A 22,051-nucleotide genomic window follows, 5' to 3' on the forward strand; every position below is an offset into this window, starting at 1 on the left:
CAAAATAATATACTCATATACAACTATTTGTGAACTAAATGGGTAACCCTATATATTTATTTGAAACGCCAGCTGTTTAGTTGGCGTTTTTTATAGTCTTATTCTTCATTAAGGTTTTTATTATCCCGCCTAATTATCATAAAAAAACCTCACCTAAGTATATAGATGAGGTCATATTATCGTTTAAGAAATTCTATTTCTCTATTCTAATTCTAGCATCCACAGCAATGATTTTCTTTCCTGTAGCTAAAAGTGGATTTAGATCCAATTCTTTGATTTCTGGAGCCACTTCTAATAATGCAGAAAGACGTACCAAGATATCCGCAAAGATTTTTTCATCAATTCCTTTTTGTCCTCTAACACCCTCAATAATCTTATAGCTCTTCAGCCCCCTAATCATTCCTAAGGCTTCATTAGGGCAAATAGGACATAAGCCTTGTTTCACATCTTTTAAAACCTCAATGAAGATTCCTCCAAGGCCACATAAAATCATGTGACCAAATTTATCTTCATAATTGGCACCCACAAATAATTCTGTACCGCTTAACATGGGCTGTAATAGGATTCCTTTTGTTTCTGGAATCTTCATCATGCGGTTAAACTCCTTAACCAATTGCTCATCAGACTTCACATTTAAAACTACTCCACCTACATCTGATTTATGAACAGGACCAACTACCTTCATCACCATAGGATAACCTATTTTGGCGGCAGATTCTACCGCACCCTCCTTAGAATAAACGGTGGCTTCTTTAGCACGAGGAATACCTGCTCCATCTAATAAAGAACGGACAGCACTAGGTAATAAATATCCATTTTCATTACTATCGATAATCGCTCTAATATAGGCTTTGTCAATTTCAAAATTGCTTTTCTTGCGCTTGGCGATAGGCTTTTCTGTTGCAAAAACCTTAGTTAAGGCATTTCCGAATAAAACTTCATCAGGGAAATTAATTCTTCCTTTTGCTACGAAACTTTTCACTTCCTCATGAGCAGTATAGGTTGATGGTAAAACAGGAAAAATAGGCTTTTTAGCTGTTTTCATCTTTTCATCCAAAAGCTCATAAACATCGAATATCGGAGCCAAACCTGGAGTACCAAAAATGACCACCATACCATCGATATCATCAAATTTCTGATCGACATAATCGATAATATGGCCCAATTGCTCTGCGGTTCCAGTGGCTAAGAAATCGATAGGGTTGGCAACAGAGGAGCCTGGATATAAAAGACCTTTCAATTCTTCAGCAGCTTCGCCTTCGATATGAGGAACTTCCAATCCACCTTTTGACAAAGCATCTGTCAACATCACTGCTGGACCACCAGCATGGGTAATGATAGCGATATTCTTTCCTTGCAATTCTGGATGCATAAACACAGAAGCAACAGTAATCAATTCTTCTCTACCGTAGCAACGAACAATTCCAGCTTTCTTAAATAAAGCATCAACAGCAAAATCAGGACTAGCTAAAGCGCCGGTATGAGAAGAAGCCGCACGGCTACCTGCATCACTAGAACCCGCTTTTACAGCCGCAATCTTACATCCTTTTTCGATTAATGACTTGGCATGCTTTAATAACTTATCTGGCTTGTCGACATTCTCAATATAAAGAAGCTTTACCTTGCTACTGGTTTCCGAATCAAAGGTCTCATCTAAATATTCCAAGACCTCCTCTACTCCTATTTGAGCAGAGTTTCCAACAGCATAAACCGAAGAAAAGCTTAATCCTTTATCTATACCAGCTTCCATAATAAAACAAGCAGTAGCACCAGAACCAGAAATAAAATCACATCCTTGAGGATCTAATTTAGGAATAGGCTCTGTAAAAATGCTGTGGTGTTGAGTGGTTAAAATACCCGTACAATTAGGTCCAATTAAAGAACCACCATGCTTATTGATTTGATCAACAATTTTCTGCTCTAGAATAGCCCCTTCTTCGCTTTCCTCACTAAAACCTGCAGATATGATAATAAATGCTTTGGTGTTTTTATTCTCAGTAAGGAACTCAATAGTAGGTAAACTATATTTTGCTGCAATGGCAATAATAGCCAAATCTACATTAGGCAATTCTTTTAAATCACGATAAGATTTTATACCTTGTATTTCATCTTCTTTGGGATTTGAAACATATAAATTGCCCTGGTAATTACCATCTACCAAATTTTTAAGGATTTTTCCACCTGGCTTATGGATATCATTAGAACCTCCAATGACCACAATACTAGAGGGATTCACTAATTGCTGAACTATCATTTTATGCTGTTTTAAGTATTATTTTCTGTGAGCTAAATTAGAAAGAATCCGCTAAATTTCAATACGAGAGATGCCTATTTTAGTTAATAGTTAACAACTTACAGTGAACTATAATTAATTATAACAGACCTACTTTTTGAGACAAGGCTAAATAACGGTCAAGAATTAATCGCTAATAGAAAAATAAATAACAATGAGCAGGTTTGCATTTAACACATATTCTCTACCATGAACTGAACATAACTATCTCATCCAATATGTAAATTTATTATTGTCAAGGTATCGATTTGATCATTTAAAAAATAGTATTTCACACCACCAGAAAAACTTGTCTCATAATCTTCAATAAGAACTTTGTCAACAAACTCACCTTTATACTCTGCATAAAAACTATTATTCTTTAGTAAGAAAAAAGGAACTAATACATTATCAAGCTCCATTGTATCTGAATTTGAATTTTCAGCTAATCTATGTAACACATCTTTTAAGCCAACCTGTTTAGGGGGGATTGTATCTTCTATATTTGTCAAATCTAAAACCTTCATATTTTTTACTAGTGGCTCACCGCTAGAAACCTTTTCTTCTATAGTTCTCTTTAACTCATTCCTGTTGAAAGTCAAGATTAAACTATTGTATTTTACAAAAAACAAAGGTTGCTGAACCGAAATAGAATCAGAAAACAATTCTGTCCAAACTCTTCCATCCTCTACCTTACTCTCCTTCGGACTATTTTGTTTCACTTGAGCAATCAGAGGACCAACGACAAACAGTAGATATAGTAAAAAATTGAGTTTCATTTTGAATAAATTTAAAATAGCACATTTTTTTTGACAGTACTTCTTAATAGAAATTAACTTTCCAAGAGAACACATAATTACAAAGTTCAAGCTAAACTATTACACTATTTAGTGACAATGCGCTTCACCTCATAAGACCCACACTGTGGACACATTTCAATTTGATCAGTTCCGAAGCAGGTCTCAGTTTCATCGTACTCAAGTTCTGACTCTTTGCCTTCCCAATTACAATCTGAGCATTTGTACTTCTCGTCCATGGATTTTTTTTACAAAGATGAGGGAATTTCAGAAAATGACAATCTAAATATCTGAAAGAATCAAGCATACTATTATTCCATAAGACTCTTGTGAAACACTTTGAAACCACCTGTGAAAAAGCTATTCCACCAAACTTCACTAAGAAAACAAAAAGGTTATCAAATAAGGAAAAGCATATTATGAGAAAATACTCACCTATTTACATTTCACTACAAACCAATTGATTAAACGAATCAAATAGTCATTCCGCTTGTCCTTTATAGAGTATCGCCTATCAACCTACAAACTCCCTTCCATAGATTTCTCTAAACTTCTAGCTTTGGTGAGGAAGGTTTTCACATCCATCTCTTTATAATAGAGCATTCCATGACATCCTCTTAAGCGTGGATGCTCGTTTTCGTAAAAGTAATTTTTACCTAAAACCAATTGTATTTGTTTGAGTTGCTCTATCCAAATTTGCTGGGCCAGCTGACTAAATTTCCCGTCTAACATATAACTCGGAAAACTCGCTTCCACCTGACTCAAATAGCAATGACTAAAAGCATTCTCAACTGAAGAGAGTGAGTTTAACGAAACCGGGACCAAAACTTCTGATTCTGAAGGATGGAAACGATACCATACATTTCTATATCCCACAATTTTCAATTCGGAAACATCCTCTTCTTTTGACCAAAGACGAACCGCCTCGGCTACCGCTTGCAATACCTTATAATGGGTATCTGGCCCTGAGCCTTCTGGATCTAAAGCCAAACTGATTACCGTTGGTTTTGTTCTTTTGAATTCCTCTAAAATAGGCAATACATCGCGTTTGGACTCTGGTTGCTCTGTAAAAATATCTCCAGTATAAAAGCCCAATCGTAAATGTTTTACATTTTTGACCTGAACCCCAAAATGAGCCCAAACTAATTCCTCCTCAAACTCTCTAATTCTTCCTTTTAGCTTTTGGATATCGCTGGGATTTTTTTCACCATCGTAGCTATTACTCAATAATTCTATGATGAATTTAATTCGCAAGGTCAATTCCTTCACGCTGCTAAGCTGATAAATTTCAACCATATCACGTATCAAACGATGACAAAGCCCCCTCCTTCTTTGAATCAACTCCCCTGAAGCCACCTGATTCAAATAATGGTAAATATCTTTATCCCTCTTTAGCTTATATCCTGACTGGAAAAAATCAGGATATTTCAACATCTGAATCAATCCTTGCTCCATAAAAGAAAGCGCATCTTGGAGGATGTTAATGATAAAACTATTGGTAACCGCCGTAAATCCAGAAGTTAGAATAGAAAAAGTAAAGTTATTGCTAGCCTCTCGAAGCTCATGACTAATATGGGGAAAAATCCCAAGCATTATATCATCGTGATGAGGGCCGGTATGATAGTAATTTTGGTTTTGACTAGTTTCCATTCCCTTCTTAATCTTAGACTGAATGGATAAAATAACTTCATGCACTGTATTCAACGATAAATTAGGAATCAAAGTACACCATTCATCAGCTTGTAAGTCTTCCAAAGTAATATGATGCGCATAAATATCATTTTTCACACAAAGGTCGATAATAGCTTTCTCGGTTTTCTCGAAAGTCCATTCCCCTTCTTTATAGTATTTCTCTATGCTATCCTGCAATTTACTGGCTGCACTATTAGTGATATAAAATCTGGCATTCTTCATTTTATGCAAAGCACTGGCCGGAAACTCATTGGATGCTTTACATTCCAAGGAATTCTTCACCACTTGGGCTTTTGCTTCCCCAGCAGCAATAATAATAGTCACCGCATTGGGCTGATACGAAATAGTTTGCAAACCAATAGTGATGACCAATCTATTTTTTGAAATTTCTATTCCACCTAAATCTCCAGCCGCCACAGCTTGAGTTTCGAAGTTGGTTTCTGTTAATCGAGTAGTTGAGAAATGGTCGGAACCACGCGTATTAAAAGCAATATGACCATCGGGGCCGATGCCTCCAAGGAAAAAACCAATTCCTCCCAACTCCTGTATCTTTCTTTCATAGCCACTACACCAATCATCTATAAGCATGATGGATTCTTTTTGCAATCGCTCTATGTCGGATTTAGCTTCTCTGTATCGCAAAGTCAAATCGACCTTTAGCTCAGGAAATACCTTATCATACTTCAAACCTTCAGCCAAAGGAATCTCATTGGCATCAATAAGTAGCGCCAAATTGGGATTCAATCCAAAGCCTTTGATATAATACTCTTTCACATACCAAGAAAAACTATTATGTTGCTCTGGGTTGATGGGATAAAACTCGTCGATTTGAACAAAATGCAATTGGCTTAAATCAGGTTTTGTTTGTGTTGATAGTCCATATTCCTCACAAATGGCATTTACTTTATCATTGCCCCAGTTTTTGATGATATACTGTGTCCATTTAATAAAGTGTTCTGGAGTTTTTCCGGTAGGAAGACTAATAACACCTTTTGGGTTTTGCTGCACCCATTCTATAAATCTCAATGCCGTAAATTTTCCTAAATCAGGGAAATTATCAACGGTGATATAAGGCATTTGACTTTGCATTTGTGTTCTTTCAGATTTCTGAAGATATACTTTTTCAACTGGACTAAAATGAGACATGATTTTGTGTTTAATTATGGATTACAAATATAGGGAATGTTGTTGGAAAAAAGAGGACCGAGGACCGAGGACCGAGGACCGAGGACCGAGGACCGATGATAGATGACAGGTGACGGATGACCGATGATGGATGAAGAATGCATTATTAAGTTCATTTAGAAATTACTACCTCTTACTTCTCTCTTCTCTCTTCTCTCTTCTCTCTTCTCTCTTCTCTCTTCTCTCTTCTCTCTTCTACCCTATTTTCGCTGACAATTGTTGCATTTTAAAGGCGGCATCGTTATCCAAAACCAATTCTACATTCTGATGAGCTTGCAGAAAAGAAGCTGGAACATCGTGACTAAATGGCCTACAAAAAGACTCTTCCAAGATATCTGCTTTTTTAGCTCCCCAAGCCATTAAGAATATTTTCTTGGCGGAAAGAATGGTCTTCACTCCCATGGTTATGGCTTGTTTGGGCACAAACTCGGCTCCTCCAAAATCTTTGGCGGCATCGGAAATTGTAAGTTCATCCAAAACCACTCTTCTGGTGATGGAATCGAAACCAGAACCTGGCTCGTTAAACCCAATATGACCAGTTCTTCCAATTCCCAACACCTGAATATCTAACCCACCACAATTCTGAATTAAAGATTCATAGTCTTGACAAAACTGGTCAAGCTCCTCCTCTTTTAAAACCCCTGCTGGAATATGAATATTTTCCTTGGGGATGTTAATGTGATTAAAAAGATAGTGATTCATAAAATAATGATAACTGTTTTCATCATCTTTAACTAAATTGCAATATTCATCCAGATTGAAGGTAATGACATTATCAAAACTCAATCCTTCTTCTTTATGTAAACGAATGAGTTCTTTATAAACCAATATCGGACTAGAACCTGTTGCCAAGCCCAACACACAGTTTTGATTCAATAGCCGCTTCTCTCTAATTTCATCAGCAATTTTATGTGCCACATATTGAGAAGCCACAGACTTTTGTGGATGTTGAAAAGCAGCCATCTTTTGTTTGGTTATAATGGGGAAGCTTCTCAGGTTAAAATGGTTCTGTTTGGTTTGCATAATAATATTTGTTTTGTTTATAAAGACTCTTTTCTTAAAACATTATTCCGAGCATCAAAATATAAAGCTGCTGCACCTAATACCGCGATATGTTCATTTTCGCTGGCTTCTATCCTTAAATTCTGAACACTACGGGGATAAGTAAAAGTGTGGACCTTCTCCCACATGGCCTCTTTAAAATATTCGAAAGCTCTAGATATTGGGCCACCTAAAATAATTAATTCAGGGTCGATGGTATACATAATGGTTTTGATGGCATTCCCTAAATCAAAGCCATATTGCTCAAAAACCGCAAGGGCAATTTTATCTTTCTTGGCGGCTCTTTTGAGGAGGGTTTCCAGGTTTAATCCGTATTTTATTTCAAAATACGCCTCACTCAGGTAGTATTCTAAATCGTGGTGGCGGTATGGAACGTTTCCAAATTCACCAGCACCACAATTACTTCCAGAATACAAATGCTCGTTAAATACAATTCCAGCACCAACTCCAACTCCAAGAACCAAGGCCACCAAATTCTTACAAGATTGGCCTTTCCCAAAATATAGTTCTCCAGTAGCAAAGCAATTGGCATCATTATTTACATAAATTTGCAAGCCAAAGGCATCTTCTAAAATCTCTTTAATATGGACCTCTTTCCAAGATTTTATTTTCTGTACATTATAAACTATCCCTTGCTGAACATCAACTAAACTTGGTGCTCCAAAACCAATTCCAACAACCTCATCATCTATCAATTCCTTTACAGCCGAAACAATTTCCTTGATAATGCTATCCTCAGAATCTTTATTGTTTATCTTTTTTCTAAGGCCTTTAAGTACTTTTCCATTTTTTACTTTTCCTGCTAAAAGCACACCACCTCCTAAAGAAATCCCAATAACAGCTTTATCATTCATATTATTTATATCATTCATTATTTCTATTTCTAAAATGCATTATTTTTTTTCTGAACTCAATAACCCCTTCCAACTCATGGTTTTATTCGTCACCAATGGTTTGGCCCAAATTCCAATACTAAAAATATATCCCAAGCATAAAAACACTAACATCATTCCCATTTTCAGTGAAAATAAATCACTAAATACGCCTATTAATAATTGAATGATGGCACCACCTATAATTGCAGTCATTAAAATCCCTGCAAAGGAGCCATGGTTTTTCAAGAAAGAATTTAAAGCCAAAGAAATGATGATGGGATACATCACCGAGAGGAAGAATCCACAAGACTGAAAAGCTAAAACTGAAATATCTACTGATGCAAAAAGCGCTATTGCCAAACTTATGATAGATAGAAAAGTAAATCCTATTAAAATCTTTTTACTATCCAATAGTTTTAATAATACCAAGCCAATTAATCCACCAATGGTCATCAGTCCCCAAAAGTTAGCCACGGTAGAAGCACCGTCAAGCGCAGGATCTACACCATGATAAATTTGCAAAAACTTAGACATCCAATAAGAGATACCTTGCTCTGCTCCCACATAAGCGAATATGCCGAAGAAATAAAAAATCACAATCCGATTCTTAAACATTCCCAAATAAGAAGACATGCTTCCCACTTTTTCATCTTGCTTTAACTCTACTGAGGGGAAGTGAATGAAAGCTATAATAACAAACATCAATAACGCTAAAAAGACAAATACCCAGTACATAGAAACCCAAGACATAGCGAAGGGCACTATACCAGACATCAAATTAATAATTAGCGAAGTGCTTCCATTTGCCAAACCCAATACTAAATAAGAGTATACCCATGGACTCACGAAAGAAGCCAGTCCGAAAATCAATTGGGCCAATACAGAGAAAAAGGCATAATGCTCTTCACCACCACTCACTCGTAATAAAGGATTAATAACAACTTGAAGAATGGCCATTCCTACACCAATAGTAAATAAAGACAAAAGAAAAACAGGAAAACTCGGCAAAGCGGCAAACAAGAAAGAGCCAGCAAAAGCCATTATGAATGCAATCAGCATCATCTTTTTCTCACCAAGCTTTTCCACTAAAAAACCTGCAGGTATTGACATCACTCCATATGCGATAAAGAAAGAAAAAGGAAGAAAGCCAGCCATGGTCTCACTAAGTTTGAAACTCAATGAAACAGCTGGATTCAAAGCTCCAAGTATATTCGTTAAAAAGGAGATGACGAAAAAGCTCAGTAGAACTACAAAAACCAATATGAGATTTCTTTTTGCTTTCATTTTTAATTATTTAGCTGAATTATAAGGAAGAGCGATTAAATCTATGTTTTTCCCCTCTACCAAGCTCAATGGTATACGTGCTTCTAAAAACCTTTTCTCATGAGGTAGAAGAGAAACATAATTGTCTTCCCAATAAACGGGTAAAATAGTCTCCCCAGTTTCTTGATCCTTCATCATCATTTCTATAAAAAATGAAATATTGGAATTCAAATTCTTCAGCGTAATGTTATAAACCATTTCATTACCTTGAATTTCAGACACCATGCTTTGCTCCATTTTTGAGGAGGGTAAAGTATTGAGCAATAAGAAATCAGAATATTGCTTAGAGGGCGTATGATAATACCAATTGGGCACCTTGGCTTCATAGTCTAACAAGTCTTCTTGAGTGGAGAGCCAGTAGAAATTTTGAGCTATATCTTCATCTTCTCTTGAGACTCTCAGATCTACAAAATAGGTTCCTGTTTTTTCCTTTAAGCCACTCAGGTCATAAAGCTTCTGAGCGGAATTGGCATAAATATTAACTCCTAAAATTTCATGCAATATCAATTTAGATTCAATATTATAAACTCTGATATCCAAAACCATATTCGCTTCATCTTCCAGTTTATCATTCACCATATAAACACCTTCATCTTCATAATTATAGATGGCCTGAATGGGTTCTCCTGCTTTTTTTGTGGCAAAATAAGCTGCATTTGGTAATAAATAAGAATCGTATAACTGCCAATACATCTCTGGCCAAGCCGAATTGAGCATCCACTGAATCACACCAGTTGCTTCATAACGATTTACTGAAAAAGCTTCGAACATTGGGCGCATCAACTCATAATTAAGCAATTGGGCCTTTCGAGCATATTCTTCTACTGATTTTGCTTCGCCATATCTTTCATTTAAGGCTTTTGTATATCTACTTAAGGTGTTGAATTCATTTCTTCCACAATGGAAATCCCACATCTCGTTTATGGGCCATAAATCTTTTGCTGGAATCATCTTCCTGATACTTTCGATTGGAGGGACTTGAGCTCCAGGGCCTGTTTCGGTATTAAAGCCGAAAGCGCCACCATAAAGGGTATCTGCATACCAATAAACAGGAGGCACGTAGGCATATGGGCCACGCATTTTCACACCTGATTCCACTTCCCCACTCTTCCATTCCTTAGCAGATGATAAGTAAACTCTACTGGTATCGTATTCTTTAAAAGTCTCAAAATAAAGCTTTTCCAATTTCGGTAATGGAATACAATCACTTCCACTAAACCAGGACATAATAGAAGGGTGATTCCTCAACCATAAAATTTGATCTTTCCAAGCACCGGCCATCAAACTCACATCCTCGTCCGACAATATTCCACCATATTTCTCATCGCAAACTTTTCCAAGATAATTTTCCCATTCCCAATGACAACTCCAACCTACCATGATAAGAATCCCCAATTCATCGCATCGTTGATAGAGGTGCTCATCTTTACCCCAAAAACCTTCGAGGCGAATGGTATTCATATTCATATCTTTTACATATTGAAGCTGAACCTCATCATATTCATGGGTATTGTCCAAAGTCATATTATCAACCCAGCCTGCACCTCGAATACTAATCTTCTCCCCATTAATCATAAATCCTCTATGACCATCTTCATTATAATAATCCTTGACTTCTCTAATCCCGAATTTCATATCATGATTGGCTATGGTCTGAGCACCTGATGAAAAAGAAATCCTTAAATCATGTAAAACAGGTTCCCCAATGGTATGTGGCCACCAAAGTTGGGGATTGTCTATTGTTAATTCATGGAATTCCGATGGATGAAAAATCACTTTTATGGTTTCATTGGCGGCAATGGATACTTCCTTATTTATTGTTTGACCTAAAAATTTCAAATTTACGATACCTTCTACTTTTTGATCATCATAATTTTTCAACTTCATGCTGATAATTTCTTCAGATACCTTGTAGTTTCCCTCTTCAAATACAGATTCGATATAAGGTTCGGCAATTTGAACTTTATCAATCTGATTCAAGTATACGGGACGAAAGATTCCCATATTCTGATCTGGAGGAGAAGGATTCCAATCCACAAAACCAATACTGAAATCTCCAGCTTTTGGAGGAAATACTTGTACCGCTAAAATATTCTCACCTTTCACCAAAGCTGAGCCTATATTATATCTATATTGCTTAAATGCATTATTGACCGATGTGGTATCTGCCAATAATTTCCCATTCAGCCAAATATTAGCTTTATAGTTTATTCCATCGAACTGCAATTCAAAGGCTTCATGCATATTATCAAGAGTAAAGACCTTACGATACCACCAGGCTTGCTGATAATCCTCCTCTGGTATTTTGGTCATATTATCTCCGAAATAAATATCCTTATAAATACCATTTTGAACTTGAGCATTTAGAACCGTGGTTGGAACAGTGGCCACTATAGCAGATTCTACATAAAATGAACTTGAGGATACTTCAGAACCTGATTGTGTACAAACAGAATTAGGAAAGATTTCCCAGTTATCAGATATTTTCATTTGTGATGATTTTTCGTGGAGATGGGTATTCACTTGAGAAGCGCAAGAGCATAAACTCAAGAAAACGATAATACTCCAAAGGATTTGGTTTTTCTTCATAAAGTCATATTTATGCAATTATTTGCATTTTTACTGATGCAAATATATAGACATTGCATAAGCCTAGTATTTATGAAGAAAGAAAAAAAGAGTAAAACTTGGTCAAAAAGTTAGATCAATTCAGCTGAAGCATTCAGAAATCCAATACCAACAACAATTGCCTGATACCTAAAGAAAGTAATATATTTCAAAATAAAAAACAATTACAATGCAATTATTTGCATTAATCAATCTACCACCTAATACTTGAACTTTGGATGACCAATTTAGGAGAAAATATTTTGGTTTCATTCACAAAACCATTTACAATCTGCGATTGAATCAATTTCATGATTTGCTCAGCCACCTTAGAGGACTGAAAATCAATATAGGAAATTTTGGGCCGACTTATGGAAGAGGTTTCATGAGCATCCAAACTGAGTAATAATATTTTGGCATCAAACTCAGTTTTACGAGTCAGTAGAAAATTCTGAATTCTCAAGGCCAATATATAGGAAGAAGTGAGAATAGCATCAAATTCTATTTCTTTATTATAAATCTCATCCAATAAAAACCGACATTCTTTATCACTATTTATTCTTCTTACACTCGTATCAATCAACTCCATATCCTGCATCTCCACCTCCCTCCGAAACACCAGCTCAAGCGGAGAACCTAGTGGATTAGCAGCATCATCTATCAATAATAAGGGTTTCTTAATAGAACTGGAGGACAAATGACCAAGCGCATCAGAAATAGCTTTTTCCCTGTCCATAATAAAAGTAGAAACATTAGACTGCAAAGCACTTTCATGAATAATAACTAGAGGTAGTTTCTTTTGTAGAAAAACCTGCAATGCTGGAATTTCATTATCCTCGGTTGCGGAAATATAAATACATGCCAATGGATTAATTTGCAAAAGGTGTTCGAAACATTTGCGCTCCTCCAGAGCATCGGAAAATGAAGTTAATACCAAAAGTGAATAGCCCTTCAGAAGACAGTACTCGTTAAAACCTCGATAAACCTGCCCATAAAACCCATCTTTAACAGAAGGAATAATCAAAGCAATAATACTACTTTTCTCATTCATCAAAAGATTTGAAACACCAAGGGAATACCCCATTTCCAATGCTTTATTTAATACATCATCTTTTCGCTTTTTGCTAATTTTTGGATGATCATTCAAGGCTCTTGAAACTGTGGAAGCAGCAATCCCTAATTCCTGTGCTATATCTTTTATGGTAATATTGTTTTTTGGCTTTGCGTTTTCCATGAATATAGAGTATGATTATTTCCAGTATAAGAACACAAAAGTATAAAAAGGAATTAAACTAATGCAATATTTTGCACAAAAAAAAGAAGCCGCCAATAATGACGACCTCTTAATCAAAATCAATATGCTCTAATCAATTATTACTATTATTCTTGATAAATATTGGCAGCATTTCTATAACCTGCTATATCTTTATACCAGTTTTTATAATCTTCTCCTTCACTTAAAACCCAAGACACAAATTTCAAATGCCCCAAGTCTATACTCACTGTCTCAACTGGATATTGAAATTTGCTAGGGAAATTAACAGCCCAAGGCAAGTTTTCTTCTGTTTTATAATATTTTCCAATTTCTGGTTGCGTATCATCAAAAGCCTGACCAAAATAGGTCTCATCTACTAAATCGCTAGGTGGATAATTTGCCAAGTGCACTTCTTTACCTCTTTCCTTATTCACTATTATAAAAGGATTAAATGGAGCCACTCCAAAATCATCAGCTCCAACAGGAGTAACTAGATTTATATTTACAGTAATGGTATCAGGAACGATAAAAGCCTCTCCCTGCTTGGTATTTCCCGAACCATGTTTCCAGGCATTGTCAAAGACAATAATTGTAGCACTACTTTGTCCAGCTTCTGTACCATTATTATTTGTTTGTATATAGCCTTCGGTATATTCCGTGCCTGTTACAGATTCGATTACAGAAGGATCTACACCTTCAATAGTAAATCCAAATCCATTTCTAAAACTAGCACCAATGGCTCGTACTACAAACTTACCTTGCAAGGTGACCACCATATTATCTGCGTTAGAAATTCTATTGAAATTATAATCAACCACTAAATCATTAAAATCATAATCCCCTTTTGATGGCCATAAATCTTCAAAGGCTAAAGTTCCATAAAGCCCACTACTGGCATAATAATTATTGAATGCCAAGTCTGGATCTTCAGGATAATCGTCAAAACCATCATAAATACCATCACCATCGGTATCGATTGGGTCAGGATATGCAGGTTGAACATTTTCCATTTCCACATTTTCTATAGGATTGGCTGTTGCATAGAAAACCGCATCATTAAAGTCATTATCACCACCGGGGCGAATCAAATCTTCGAAACCAATGACGAATAATTCCCTATCGGCATCATATAATAAGATACAATGTTGTTTATCATCATCATTTGGTTCAGGGTTAGCTTCTTGATTTGAATAAACCAATCCTAAGCCCTCTGTTACCTGTTGACTGCTGGAACTCCAACCATTTCTCAATAATACCCATCCCACAACAGTATTCTCAGGAAATGTTCCAATTTTCACTTTATCACCAGGATATAAGCCTCCTCCAGAACCTGCAAAGGAAGAATTTGGGAATATTACTGTACATTCGGTTATATCATCTGCACTTTGAGGAGGAAAGTCCCTATCATAGGTATAGAAAGCCAGGACATTACGATATCCAGCCCCTTCTGATACGAATGTTACCCAAACATCAGCCTCATCAAGAATCACTAAATTATGCTCATTTACACCCAATAAATACTCAGGATGATAAATAGGTACTGAAATTTCAGGCAATGCGTCGTTAATATCACTTAAAAATTCTGGTGAAAGATAATCTCCTTCTGCTTCTAGATAATCTGGAACACCTTCCGAATCATAAGTTCCAAGGTAATTAATGGTAATATTGGTATTTAAGCCACTCTTTAAAGCACTTTCAATACTTTTCTTAAATGGAGCCTCACCAAAATCTTGAGCTAAGAAACTTTCTCGTTCTCCCCCAAAAGTAAAACTGAGTAGCCCATTAGAAATAGGAACCAAAACTTCAGGAACGAAACCTAAATAATCTGTTGACAATACTAATTCCTCCACATCAGCTTCAAAATTATAGTCTAATTCCAGCACGCCACTTTCATTGGTTTGACCACTAATAATAAACTGGCCTCCATCTTCTTCAAAACCAGTTTTAACACTCACTTTTACATTAGGCACAGGATGGCCAGCATTGTCTTTTGTATAAATAACAACTTGAGCGTCCTGAGTATTCTCCCAGTCAAAAGCCGGAGCAGCTTCGAGGTTATCCATGGTAACATCAACCGGATCTATCGCTTCTTGATTATTTTCAGTTTGATCTAATTTCTTTTCACAGGAGCTAAATGCTAGCATTCCGACCAGCAATACTCCTAATATTTTCATGTAATTTCGATTTTTCATAGCATAATGATTTTTAAGATATTATCAAACTTAATAATTGCAGCCATGGAATTCAAGCAAGAATTCGTTGTCGTCAACAAATAGCTCGTGAGCGTGGTTAAGGTCATCAATATTTAGTTCTATAATATTTGTTCGCAAAAAGCATCACTAATTTACAAAAACTAGGCGAAAATAGCAAGCATAAAAAAAGCTACTCCGAAATGAATCGAAGCAGCTCTTTGTATTTAATATATTATATCTATACGATACCTTGATCCATCATAGAATTAGCAACTTTTAAGAAACCAGCAATATTAGCTCCTTTAACATAGTCTACATAACCATCTTCCTGAGTACCATATGTCTGACAAGCATTATGAATATCAATCATAATTTGGTGAAGTTTAGCATCTACCTCTTCAGCAGTCCAGTTTATTTTCATAGAGTTTTGAGTCATTTCTAAACCTGAAGTAGCAACACCACCAGCGTTAACTGCTTTACCAGGACCGAATAACTTCTTAGCGTCTTGAAGTGCTTCAACAGCTTCTGGAGTACAAGGCATGTTAGCACCTTCCGCAACACATATCACACCGTTCTCAACTAATTTCTTAGCATCATCATCATTCATCTCATTTTGAGTAGCACAAGGCATAGCCACATCTACTTTAATTTCCCAAGGCTTTTTACCAGCATGGAATTCAGCTTCTGGGAATTCTTCAGCATAAGGAGAAACGATATCCATATTAGTAGCTCTAAGCTCTAATAAATATTCTATTTTATCACCTGTAATACCAGTTGGGTCATAAATAAATCCATCAGGGCCAGAAATAGTCACTGCTTTTCCACCTAATTCAGTAATCTTTGTGATGGCACCCCAAGCAACGTTACCGAAACCAGAAACGGCAACCGTTTTTCCTTCGAAAGTCTCACCTTTAGTAGCTAACATTTCTTTTGCGAAATATACTGCACCAAAACCAGTAGCTTCAGGACGAACCAAAGAACCACCCCAATTGATACCCTTACCAGTTAAAACACCAGTATGCTCTCTCGCCAATTTCTTATACATACCATAAAGGAATCCAATTTCTCTTCCTCCAACTCCTATATCACCAGCAGGAACGTCAGTATTAGGACCAATGGCATGCCACAACTCTAACATAAAGGCTTGGCTAAAACGCATTACTTCTGCATCAGATTTTCCTTTAGGATTGAAATCAGAACCACCTTTACCACCACCCATAGGTAATGTTGTAAGAGCATTTTTGAAGATTTGCTCGAATCCTAAGAATTTTAAAATACTTAAGTTAACACTTGGGTGGAAACGCAAACCACCTTTATATGGACCGATTGCATTATTAAACTGCACTCTATAACCTAAGTTTACATGAACTTTACCACTATCATCAACCCATGGCACTTTAAAAGTAAAGATACGATCAGGTTCAACAAGTCTTTCAAGTATTCCAGCTGCCTCAAATTGTGGATTAGCTTTTAATACATCTTCTAATGATTCTAAAACTTCCTGAACTGCCTGAAGATATTCTTTCTCACCGGGGTGTTTAGCCTCCAGATTATGCATAAATTGTTGTAAATCCATTTTATTATGTTTTTTAGTTGTTTGAATGATTACTGGGCAAAATTATGATCAATTCAGTAGGTGTATCATCAGTATTTTGCTGATTTTGGTTTCTAAATTAATCTCATTGATTGCAAGCACATTACAAACACAAACCTAGCTTGTTTAGACTATAAAGATACATATTTTTTTTCTAACCAATAAATTCACTTAGAGCATGGGGCACGATTATGGCTTGGTAAAGATAATATCGTCAAAATGCCCCTTCAATAACTCATTAATATAGGTCAATAATTCTTTGGATTGCAATTCCTCTTTACTGAAGTTCTGGTGGATAGCATCGGAGTTTAAAACATACTCCCCTCGTGGACTCATATACGAAAATACAATATTACAATGAGGATGATCCAAGATTATCATAGCCAATAAGGAATGAAAATTACCTAAATCCGGAATCAATCCAGAATCTAGTTTCAATTCCATGTTGAGGTTATTATAACCTTTATGATAATATATATGATTTTTATGAGGGTTTTGAAGATTTAGGACCTTAATTATTTTTTCAGACTCTTCTAGAGTCTTGTCTTCAATTTTATCACCAGAATCTTTAATAATGATATCGTAGGAAGCACTATTGACCTGATCAACCAAATATAATTCCAACTCCTTGGCAGATTTTAATCGAAACTGTAAATATTGGGCTAAAAATAAAGAAATATTCATGTAGGTAAATAAAAGTATCAGACTTGGGATTCCAAATCTGATCTAAATTAATATATAAGAAGAATAATTAGCGTCTGTCTCTTTGATATTGGTATGACTCTCCGTATGCAGGGCATTTCTTACTAGAAACACAAGAAGACATCACTAAACTCAAAACAAAAATACTGACTAATAATATGGCTATTCTTTTCATTATAATTATAATTTGTTCAATTCTTGATTTTCCGCTAAAATAGGCATTTTTTCCAAAACAAATCAAGCTCAATACATTTTTAGGAAAATATTACAAGGAATTATTTAATTGTTTCTAAATTTACATGCTCAAAAAAAACAAGAGATATGTCATCCACCCAAGTAGATATCCATCCTGAATGGTTTGAAGTTCTAGAAGATCAGTTTGAATCAGAATATTTCAGAAAACTAAGAGTCTTTTTAATAGAAGAGAAAAAAAAATATCAAATATTTCCTCCAGGAAAAGAGATATTCTCTGCCTTTAATGAAACTCCATTTAGCAAAACCAATGTGATTATCCTAGGTCAGGATCCTTATCATGGCCCAGATCAAGCCAACGGCATGTGCTTTTCTGTTAAAGATGGGATTCCTCATCCACCATCCTTAAAGAACATATTTAAAGAGATAAGGGATGATTTTGGTTTTCCGATACCTCAATCGGGCGATTTGACTCCTTGGGCAAAACAAGGTGTACTTTTGATTAATGCGACTTTAACTGTAAGAGCAGGACAAGCTGGTTCTCATCAAAAAAAAGGCTGGGAAGAATTTACCGATACCATTATAAAAAGACTCTCTGAACAAAGAGAAGGATTAATTTTTCTGCTTTGGGGTAATTTTGCCATTGCCAAGTCAAAACTCATAGACCAAGAAAAACATCACATTTTGACCAGTGTTCACCCCTCTCCATTGTCTGCATACAGAGGTTTTTTAGGTTGTAAACACTTTTCTAAGACCAATGAACTACTCAAATCAATGGGAAAAGAGCCTGTTAATTGGAAAATTAAATAATTCTTTAAAAAGATTTGTTTTTCATTAGCGCTGACAACTAGAATGTTGTAGCAAATAAAGCTTAGCAAAAGCACAAAACCTAAAACAATATGCTTCCTAGTCTTTGCAGAATGGTTTTTTCTTGTATATTTGCAGTCTCAAAACAACAACAGTGCGGGATGGAGCAGAGGTAGCTCGTTGGGCTCATAACCCAAAGGTCGTAGGTTCGAATCCTGCTCCCGCTACAATGAAAAGCTTAACAGAAATGTTAAGCTTTTTTTGCATTTAATAGCTTTGTTTCTTGACGATAAAAAAAGCCCATCAAAAGAATGATTTCTTTCAATGGGCTTCTGATTAAATTTTTGATAATCTATTTCACCATCATCTTTTTAGTAATGATTTGATCTTCTACCAAGATCTTCACAAAATATATTCCGGTGCTAAGCTGAGAAATATCAAGATTAATGCTTCTATCATTGATAGCTTGACTCATCACCTGATGCCCTTTGGTATCTATCACCTCAATATGCTCAATGATATAATCTGATGCAAACTGAATATTACGGCTTCCTGGATTTGGATAGATTTGAATTTCTTCCTCCTTTATCTCTTCAATTCCATAATAAGGTCCAACCTTTACATAATTGCTTTTGGTTTCGGTATGCATTCCCACCCCATCGCTCACTGTTAAGGAAACCGTGAATTCACCATTATTAGTAAAGGTATGACTTGGATTCTGTAAAGTACTGGTTTGTCCATCACCAAAATCCCAAGACCATGATGTAATACCCTGAATGGCTTTTGTTTCTTGCTCTATTTTTGTTGGATAATCAGGAATAGATTTACCAGTACCTGGCTCGGTTTCTTGTATAACATTAATAATATTTAAACCTTGGGAACCACCATCTATGGTACCTACATACCAAAATCTACCAACACCTGTTGTTGGAGCTTGTAAGGTATAAATCAATCCATTCTGATTGTAAATTTGCACTACAGCATCAGAACTTGTTATTTCTCCGTCACCAGCAAATTTATAAATGTAAAAATGGTAAACTCCATTATAAAACTGATAAATAGTTGTGGTTTCAGGACCATAGCCAGAAGTTACATCATGATCTAGAGCTGCAAATGGAATATCTGTTGCATTTCCTTTATTGGAATAGTAAATATGATGGCTATATCCATCTATCTCTGGAGTTCTTAAATGAGAATCTAAATCTCTTGGATTGGCTCCCCAGTTCACCACAAAACGCATTTCGTTTCCTGTTAATACCGGAGAAAGAGATATGTTTAATTCTACAGTACCATCTGCAGGAATAATTACTTGGTTATTATTATAGGTCAGATAATCGGCAGCCGAACAAGTGACCAATTGAGTATTACTGGTTGACAAGTCGCTAAACTGAACATTTAATGGTCCAACGCCCTGAGGAGGGGTCGCCATAAAATTCGCAGTTAAAGAACCTTCCGGAACATTGGCTATGGAATAATTACCATTGGCATCGGTATAGGCCGATAAACCGCCCACTTCAACTAAAGCACCAGCAATGGCAGTTCCATCAATGGCATCACTTACCATTCCTGATAAAGTAGCTTCACCTTGAGAACCTTCAACATAAATATAATTTTCTTCTGTGGTAGTATGATTAGATACACCGTCGCTTACTGTCAGAGATACATTATAATATCCTCCAGAAGTATATATATGAGAGGGGCTTTGCTCAGAGGAGGATTGTCCATCGCCAAAATTCCAATTCCAAGAAGTAATGGCTTTTCTTTGCTCTTTTTTCTCTGGATAATCCACATTACGTTTTCCAGTACCTGGTTCAGTTTCTTGTATGGTGTTGATAATATTCAAACTCTGTGAAGCTCCATCAATAGTACCAACATACCAAAATCTTCCAACACCTGTAGTTGGTGCTTGTAGGGTGTAAATCAACCCATTCTGATTATAAATCTGAACCACAGCATCGGATGTGGTAATCTCACCTGTTCCAGCGTATTTATAAATATAGAAATGATAAACCCCATTAAAAAACTGATAAATAGTTGTGGTTTCAGGTCCATAACCACTAGTTACATCATGATCTAAAGCCACCCAAGGTGCAGAAGTTGCCGAGCCTTTGTTAGAATAATAGATATGATGAGCTGAACCTTCAATTTCTGGAGTTCTAACATGAGAATCTAAATCACTTGGATTGGCGCCCCAATTGACAATAAAACGCATCTCTTGCCCAGATAAAACGGGAGAAAGTGAAATATCTAATTGCACCTCTTGATTTTCAGGAATAGAAACCTGAGTATTCTGGTAAGTGATATAGTCGGTAGCCGAACAACTAACCAATTGAGTATTACTAGTGGATAAGTCGGTGAATTGAACATTCAATGGGCTACTACCAGAGGTAGGCGTTCCCATAAAATTGGCTGTTAAAGAGCCAGGAGGTACATTGGCAATGCTATAATTCCCAGAAGCATCGGTATAAGCCTGAAGACCTGCCACTTGAACCAAAGCACCTTCGATAGCGGAACCATCCACAGCATCGCTTACTTTTCCAGAGAGTGTACTTCCAACTGAAGACGCCTCTGTACTGACCAAAATATCGTCGAGCATTAAAATAAAAGCATCTTCTGAAAGACACTGAAAAGCAATATATACATCTTGGTTATTATAAGCGGATAAATCTATTTGAAAGGATGACCAGTCATCTGGTAATTCGATAATCCCATCACTGATTTCTGTAAAATCATTAACATTAGTTCCTGTAGTAGAAATTAAGACTTTCAATTTCTCTGCTCCATATTGAACTGTATAGGATTTTCCATAAAAACTTAATGCCGAATTTATTCCTAAAGATAGATTAGAAGTAATCATCCAGTCGTTATTTGTTGGTCCTTGCGAGGGTGCAGAACTAAAGCAAGCTGCAAACTTAGCACCGGAATATGCTGCTAATTCAGTATCAGCAGACTGAGAAGGAGTGGTATTAGCAGGATTAAAGATAATATAGGACATAGCCGTACCCGAATTAGGGAAAGTAACATCCTGAATTCCATAAGTAGTTGTTCCATCAATATCATAAAGTGTCCAAGGGGAGAATACAGTACTAAAATCGGCATAGGATTCAAAAGTCTCTATTACATTTGGCTCCAATTGAATACCTACTCGTTCATTGCTTATCTCCACTTTATTGGGAGGAGTAATAGCTCTATTTGACTGTGCGAAAATCCCTATTGGGAGGAGAAAACCAAAAAGAAAGAGAATAGTGAATTGTTTTTTCATGTTATGGGTGTTTAGTGTTAATATTCAAAATTACTACAATATCACTCCTCTCTGAATTAAATGTATATTCGTTGACGAATAACAAATATCCGCAAATGAATTTTGCATTTTTGAAATTCGTAAATTGAAAAACAATAAATCAGAAAAAATGAACACATTGTATGATTACAAAATTAATTATTGAGGTGTTCAAATAACCACTAATGTATAATCGAATTATTCAATTGTAATACT

General features: G+C 36.0%; 15 protein-coding genes and 1 tRNA gene. 2 read left to right on the forward strand and 14 right to left on the reverse strand.

The features are described 5' to 3' along the window. Positions 1-193: 193 nt before the first annotated feature. The 13 genes from HNS38_RS17095 to HNS38_RS20845 all read right to left on the reverse strand — a co-directional run bounded on the left by HNS38_RS17095 (position 194) and on the right by HNS38_RS20845 (position 17,731). Positions 194-2,254, reverse strand: a complete 2,061-nt coding sequence (locus tag HNS38_RS17095; protein ID WP_172282154.1) for an acetate--CoA ligase family protein — start codon at positions 2,252-2,254, stop codon at positions 194-196. Between the two features lie 248 nt (positions 2,255-2,502). Then, positions 2,503-3,051, reverse strand: coding sequence for a hypothetical protein (locus HNS38_RS17100; protein ID WP_172282152.1), 549 nt, complete (start codon positions 3,049-3,051; stop codon positions 2,503-2,505). Between the two features lie 104 nt (positions 3,052-3,155). Next, complete coding sequence (locus tag HNS38_RS17105) at positions 3,156-3,308, reverse strand: hypothetical protein (protein ID WP_172282150.1); 153 nt, start codon at positions 3,306-3,308, stop codon at positions 3,156-3,158. A 280-nt stretch (positions 3,309-3,588) separates the two neighbouring features. Next, entirely contained in the window at positions 3,589-5,907 is a 2,319-nt protein-coding gene (locus tag HNS38_RS17110) for a hypothetical protein (RefSeq protein WP_216663766.1), read from the reverse strand. Between the two features lie 234 nt (positions 5,908-6,141). Further along, a complete protein-coding gene (nagB, locus tag HNS38_RS17115; protein ID WP_216663767.1) occupies positions 6,142-6,969 on the reverse strand; it encodes a glucosamine-6-phosphate deaminase in 828 nt (275 codons plus the stop codon). A gap of 17 nt (positions 6,970-6,986) precedes the next feature. Continuing rightward, positions 6,987-7,880 carry an ROK family protein gene (locus HNS38_RS17120; protein WP_172282148.1) on the reverse strand — a complete coding sequence of 298 codons (894 nt, stop codon included), beginning with the start codon at positions 7,878-7,880 and terminating at the stop codon, positions 6,987-6,989. Between the two features lie 21 nt (positions 7,881-7,901). Beyond that, complete coding sequence (locus tag HNS38_RS17125) at positions 7,902-9,167, reverse strand: MFS transporter (protein ID WP_172282146.1); 1,266 nt, start codon at positions 9,165-9,167, stop codon at positions 7,902-7,904. Positions 9,168-9,173: 6 nt separating this feature from the next. After that, complete coding sequence (locus HNS38_RS17130) at positions 9,174-11,795, reverse strand: sugar-binding domain-containing protein (RefSeq protein ID WP_172346803.1); 2,622 nt, start codon at positions 11,793-11,795, stop codon at positions 9,174-9,176. Between the two features lie 232 nt (positions 11,796-12,027). Beyond that, a complete protein-coding gene (locus tag HNS38_RS17135) occupies positions 12,028-13,047 on the reverse strand; it encodes a LacI family DNA-binding transcriptional regulator (protein ID WP_172346804.1) in 1,020 nt (339 codons plus the stop codon). A 146-nt stretch (positions 13,048-13,193) separates the two neighbouring features. Continuing rightward, positions 13,194-15,242 carry an LruC domain-containing protein gene (locus tag HNS38_RS17140; RefSeq protein WP_172284804.1) on the reverse strand — a complete coding sequence of 683 codons (2,049 nt, stop codon included), beginning with the start codon at positions 15,240-15,242 and terminating at the stop codon, positions 13,194-13,196. 256 nt (positions 15,243-15,498) lie between these two features. Next, positions 15,499-16,836, reverse strand: a complete 1,338-nt coding sequence (gdhA, locus tag HNS38_RS17145; RefSeq protein WP_172346805.1) for an NADP-specific glutamate dehydrogenase — start codon at positions 16,834-16,836, stop codon at positions 15,499-15,501. Positions 16,837-17,043: 207 nt separating this feature from the next. Further along, the gene (locus HNS38_RS17150) at positions 17,044-17,538 is read right to left on the reverse strand and encodes a hypothetical protein (protein WP_172279028.1); all 495 of its coding nucleotides are present in this window, start codon (positions 17,536-17,538) and stop codon (positions 17,044-17,046) included. Between the two features lie 67 nt (positions 17,539-17,605). Then, positions 17,606-17,731 carry a hypothetical protein gene (locus tag HNS38_RS20845; protein ID WP_256367526.1) on the reverse strand — a complete coding sequence of 42 codons (126 nt, stop codon included), beginning with the start codon at positions 17,729-17,731 and terminating at the stop codon, positions 17,606-17,608. Between the two features lie 146 nt (positions 17,732-17,877). On the opposite strand from HNS38_RS20845, the gene ung reads away from it, so the two are divergent. Then, a complete protein-coding gene (gene ung, locus HNS38_RS17155) occupies positions 17,878-18,558 on the forward strand; it encodes a uracil-DNA glycosylase (RefSeq protein WP_172279030.1) in 681 nt (226 codons plus the stop codon). Between the two features lie 152 nt (positions 18,559-18,710). Next, positions 18,711-18,782 (forward strand) — tRNA-Met (locus HNS38_RS17160). Positions 18,783-18,907: 125 nt separating this feature from the next. On the opposite strand, the gene HNS38_RS17165 is transcribed toward HNS38_RS17160, so the two are convergent. Further along, on the reverse strand, positions 18,908-21,817 hold the full coding sequence (locus HNS38_RS17165; RefSeq protein ID WP_172279032.1) for a PKD domain-containing protein: 2,910 nt from the start codon (positions 21,815-21,817) through the stop codon (positions 18,908-18,910). Positions 21,818-22,051 lie beyond the last annotated feature (234 nt).

Source organism: Lentimicrobium sp. L6, from assembly GCF_013166655.1.
In the GTDB taxonomy this organism is placed as follows: domain Bacteria; phylum Bacteroidota; class Bacteroidia; order Bacteroidales; family UBA12170; genus UBA12170.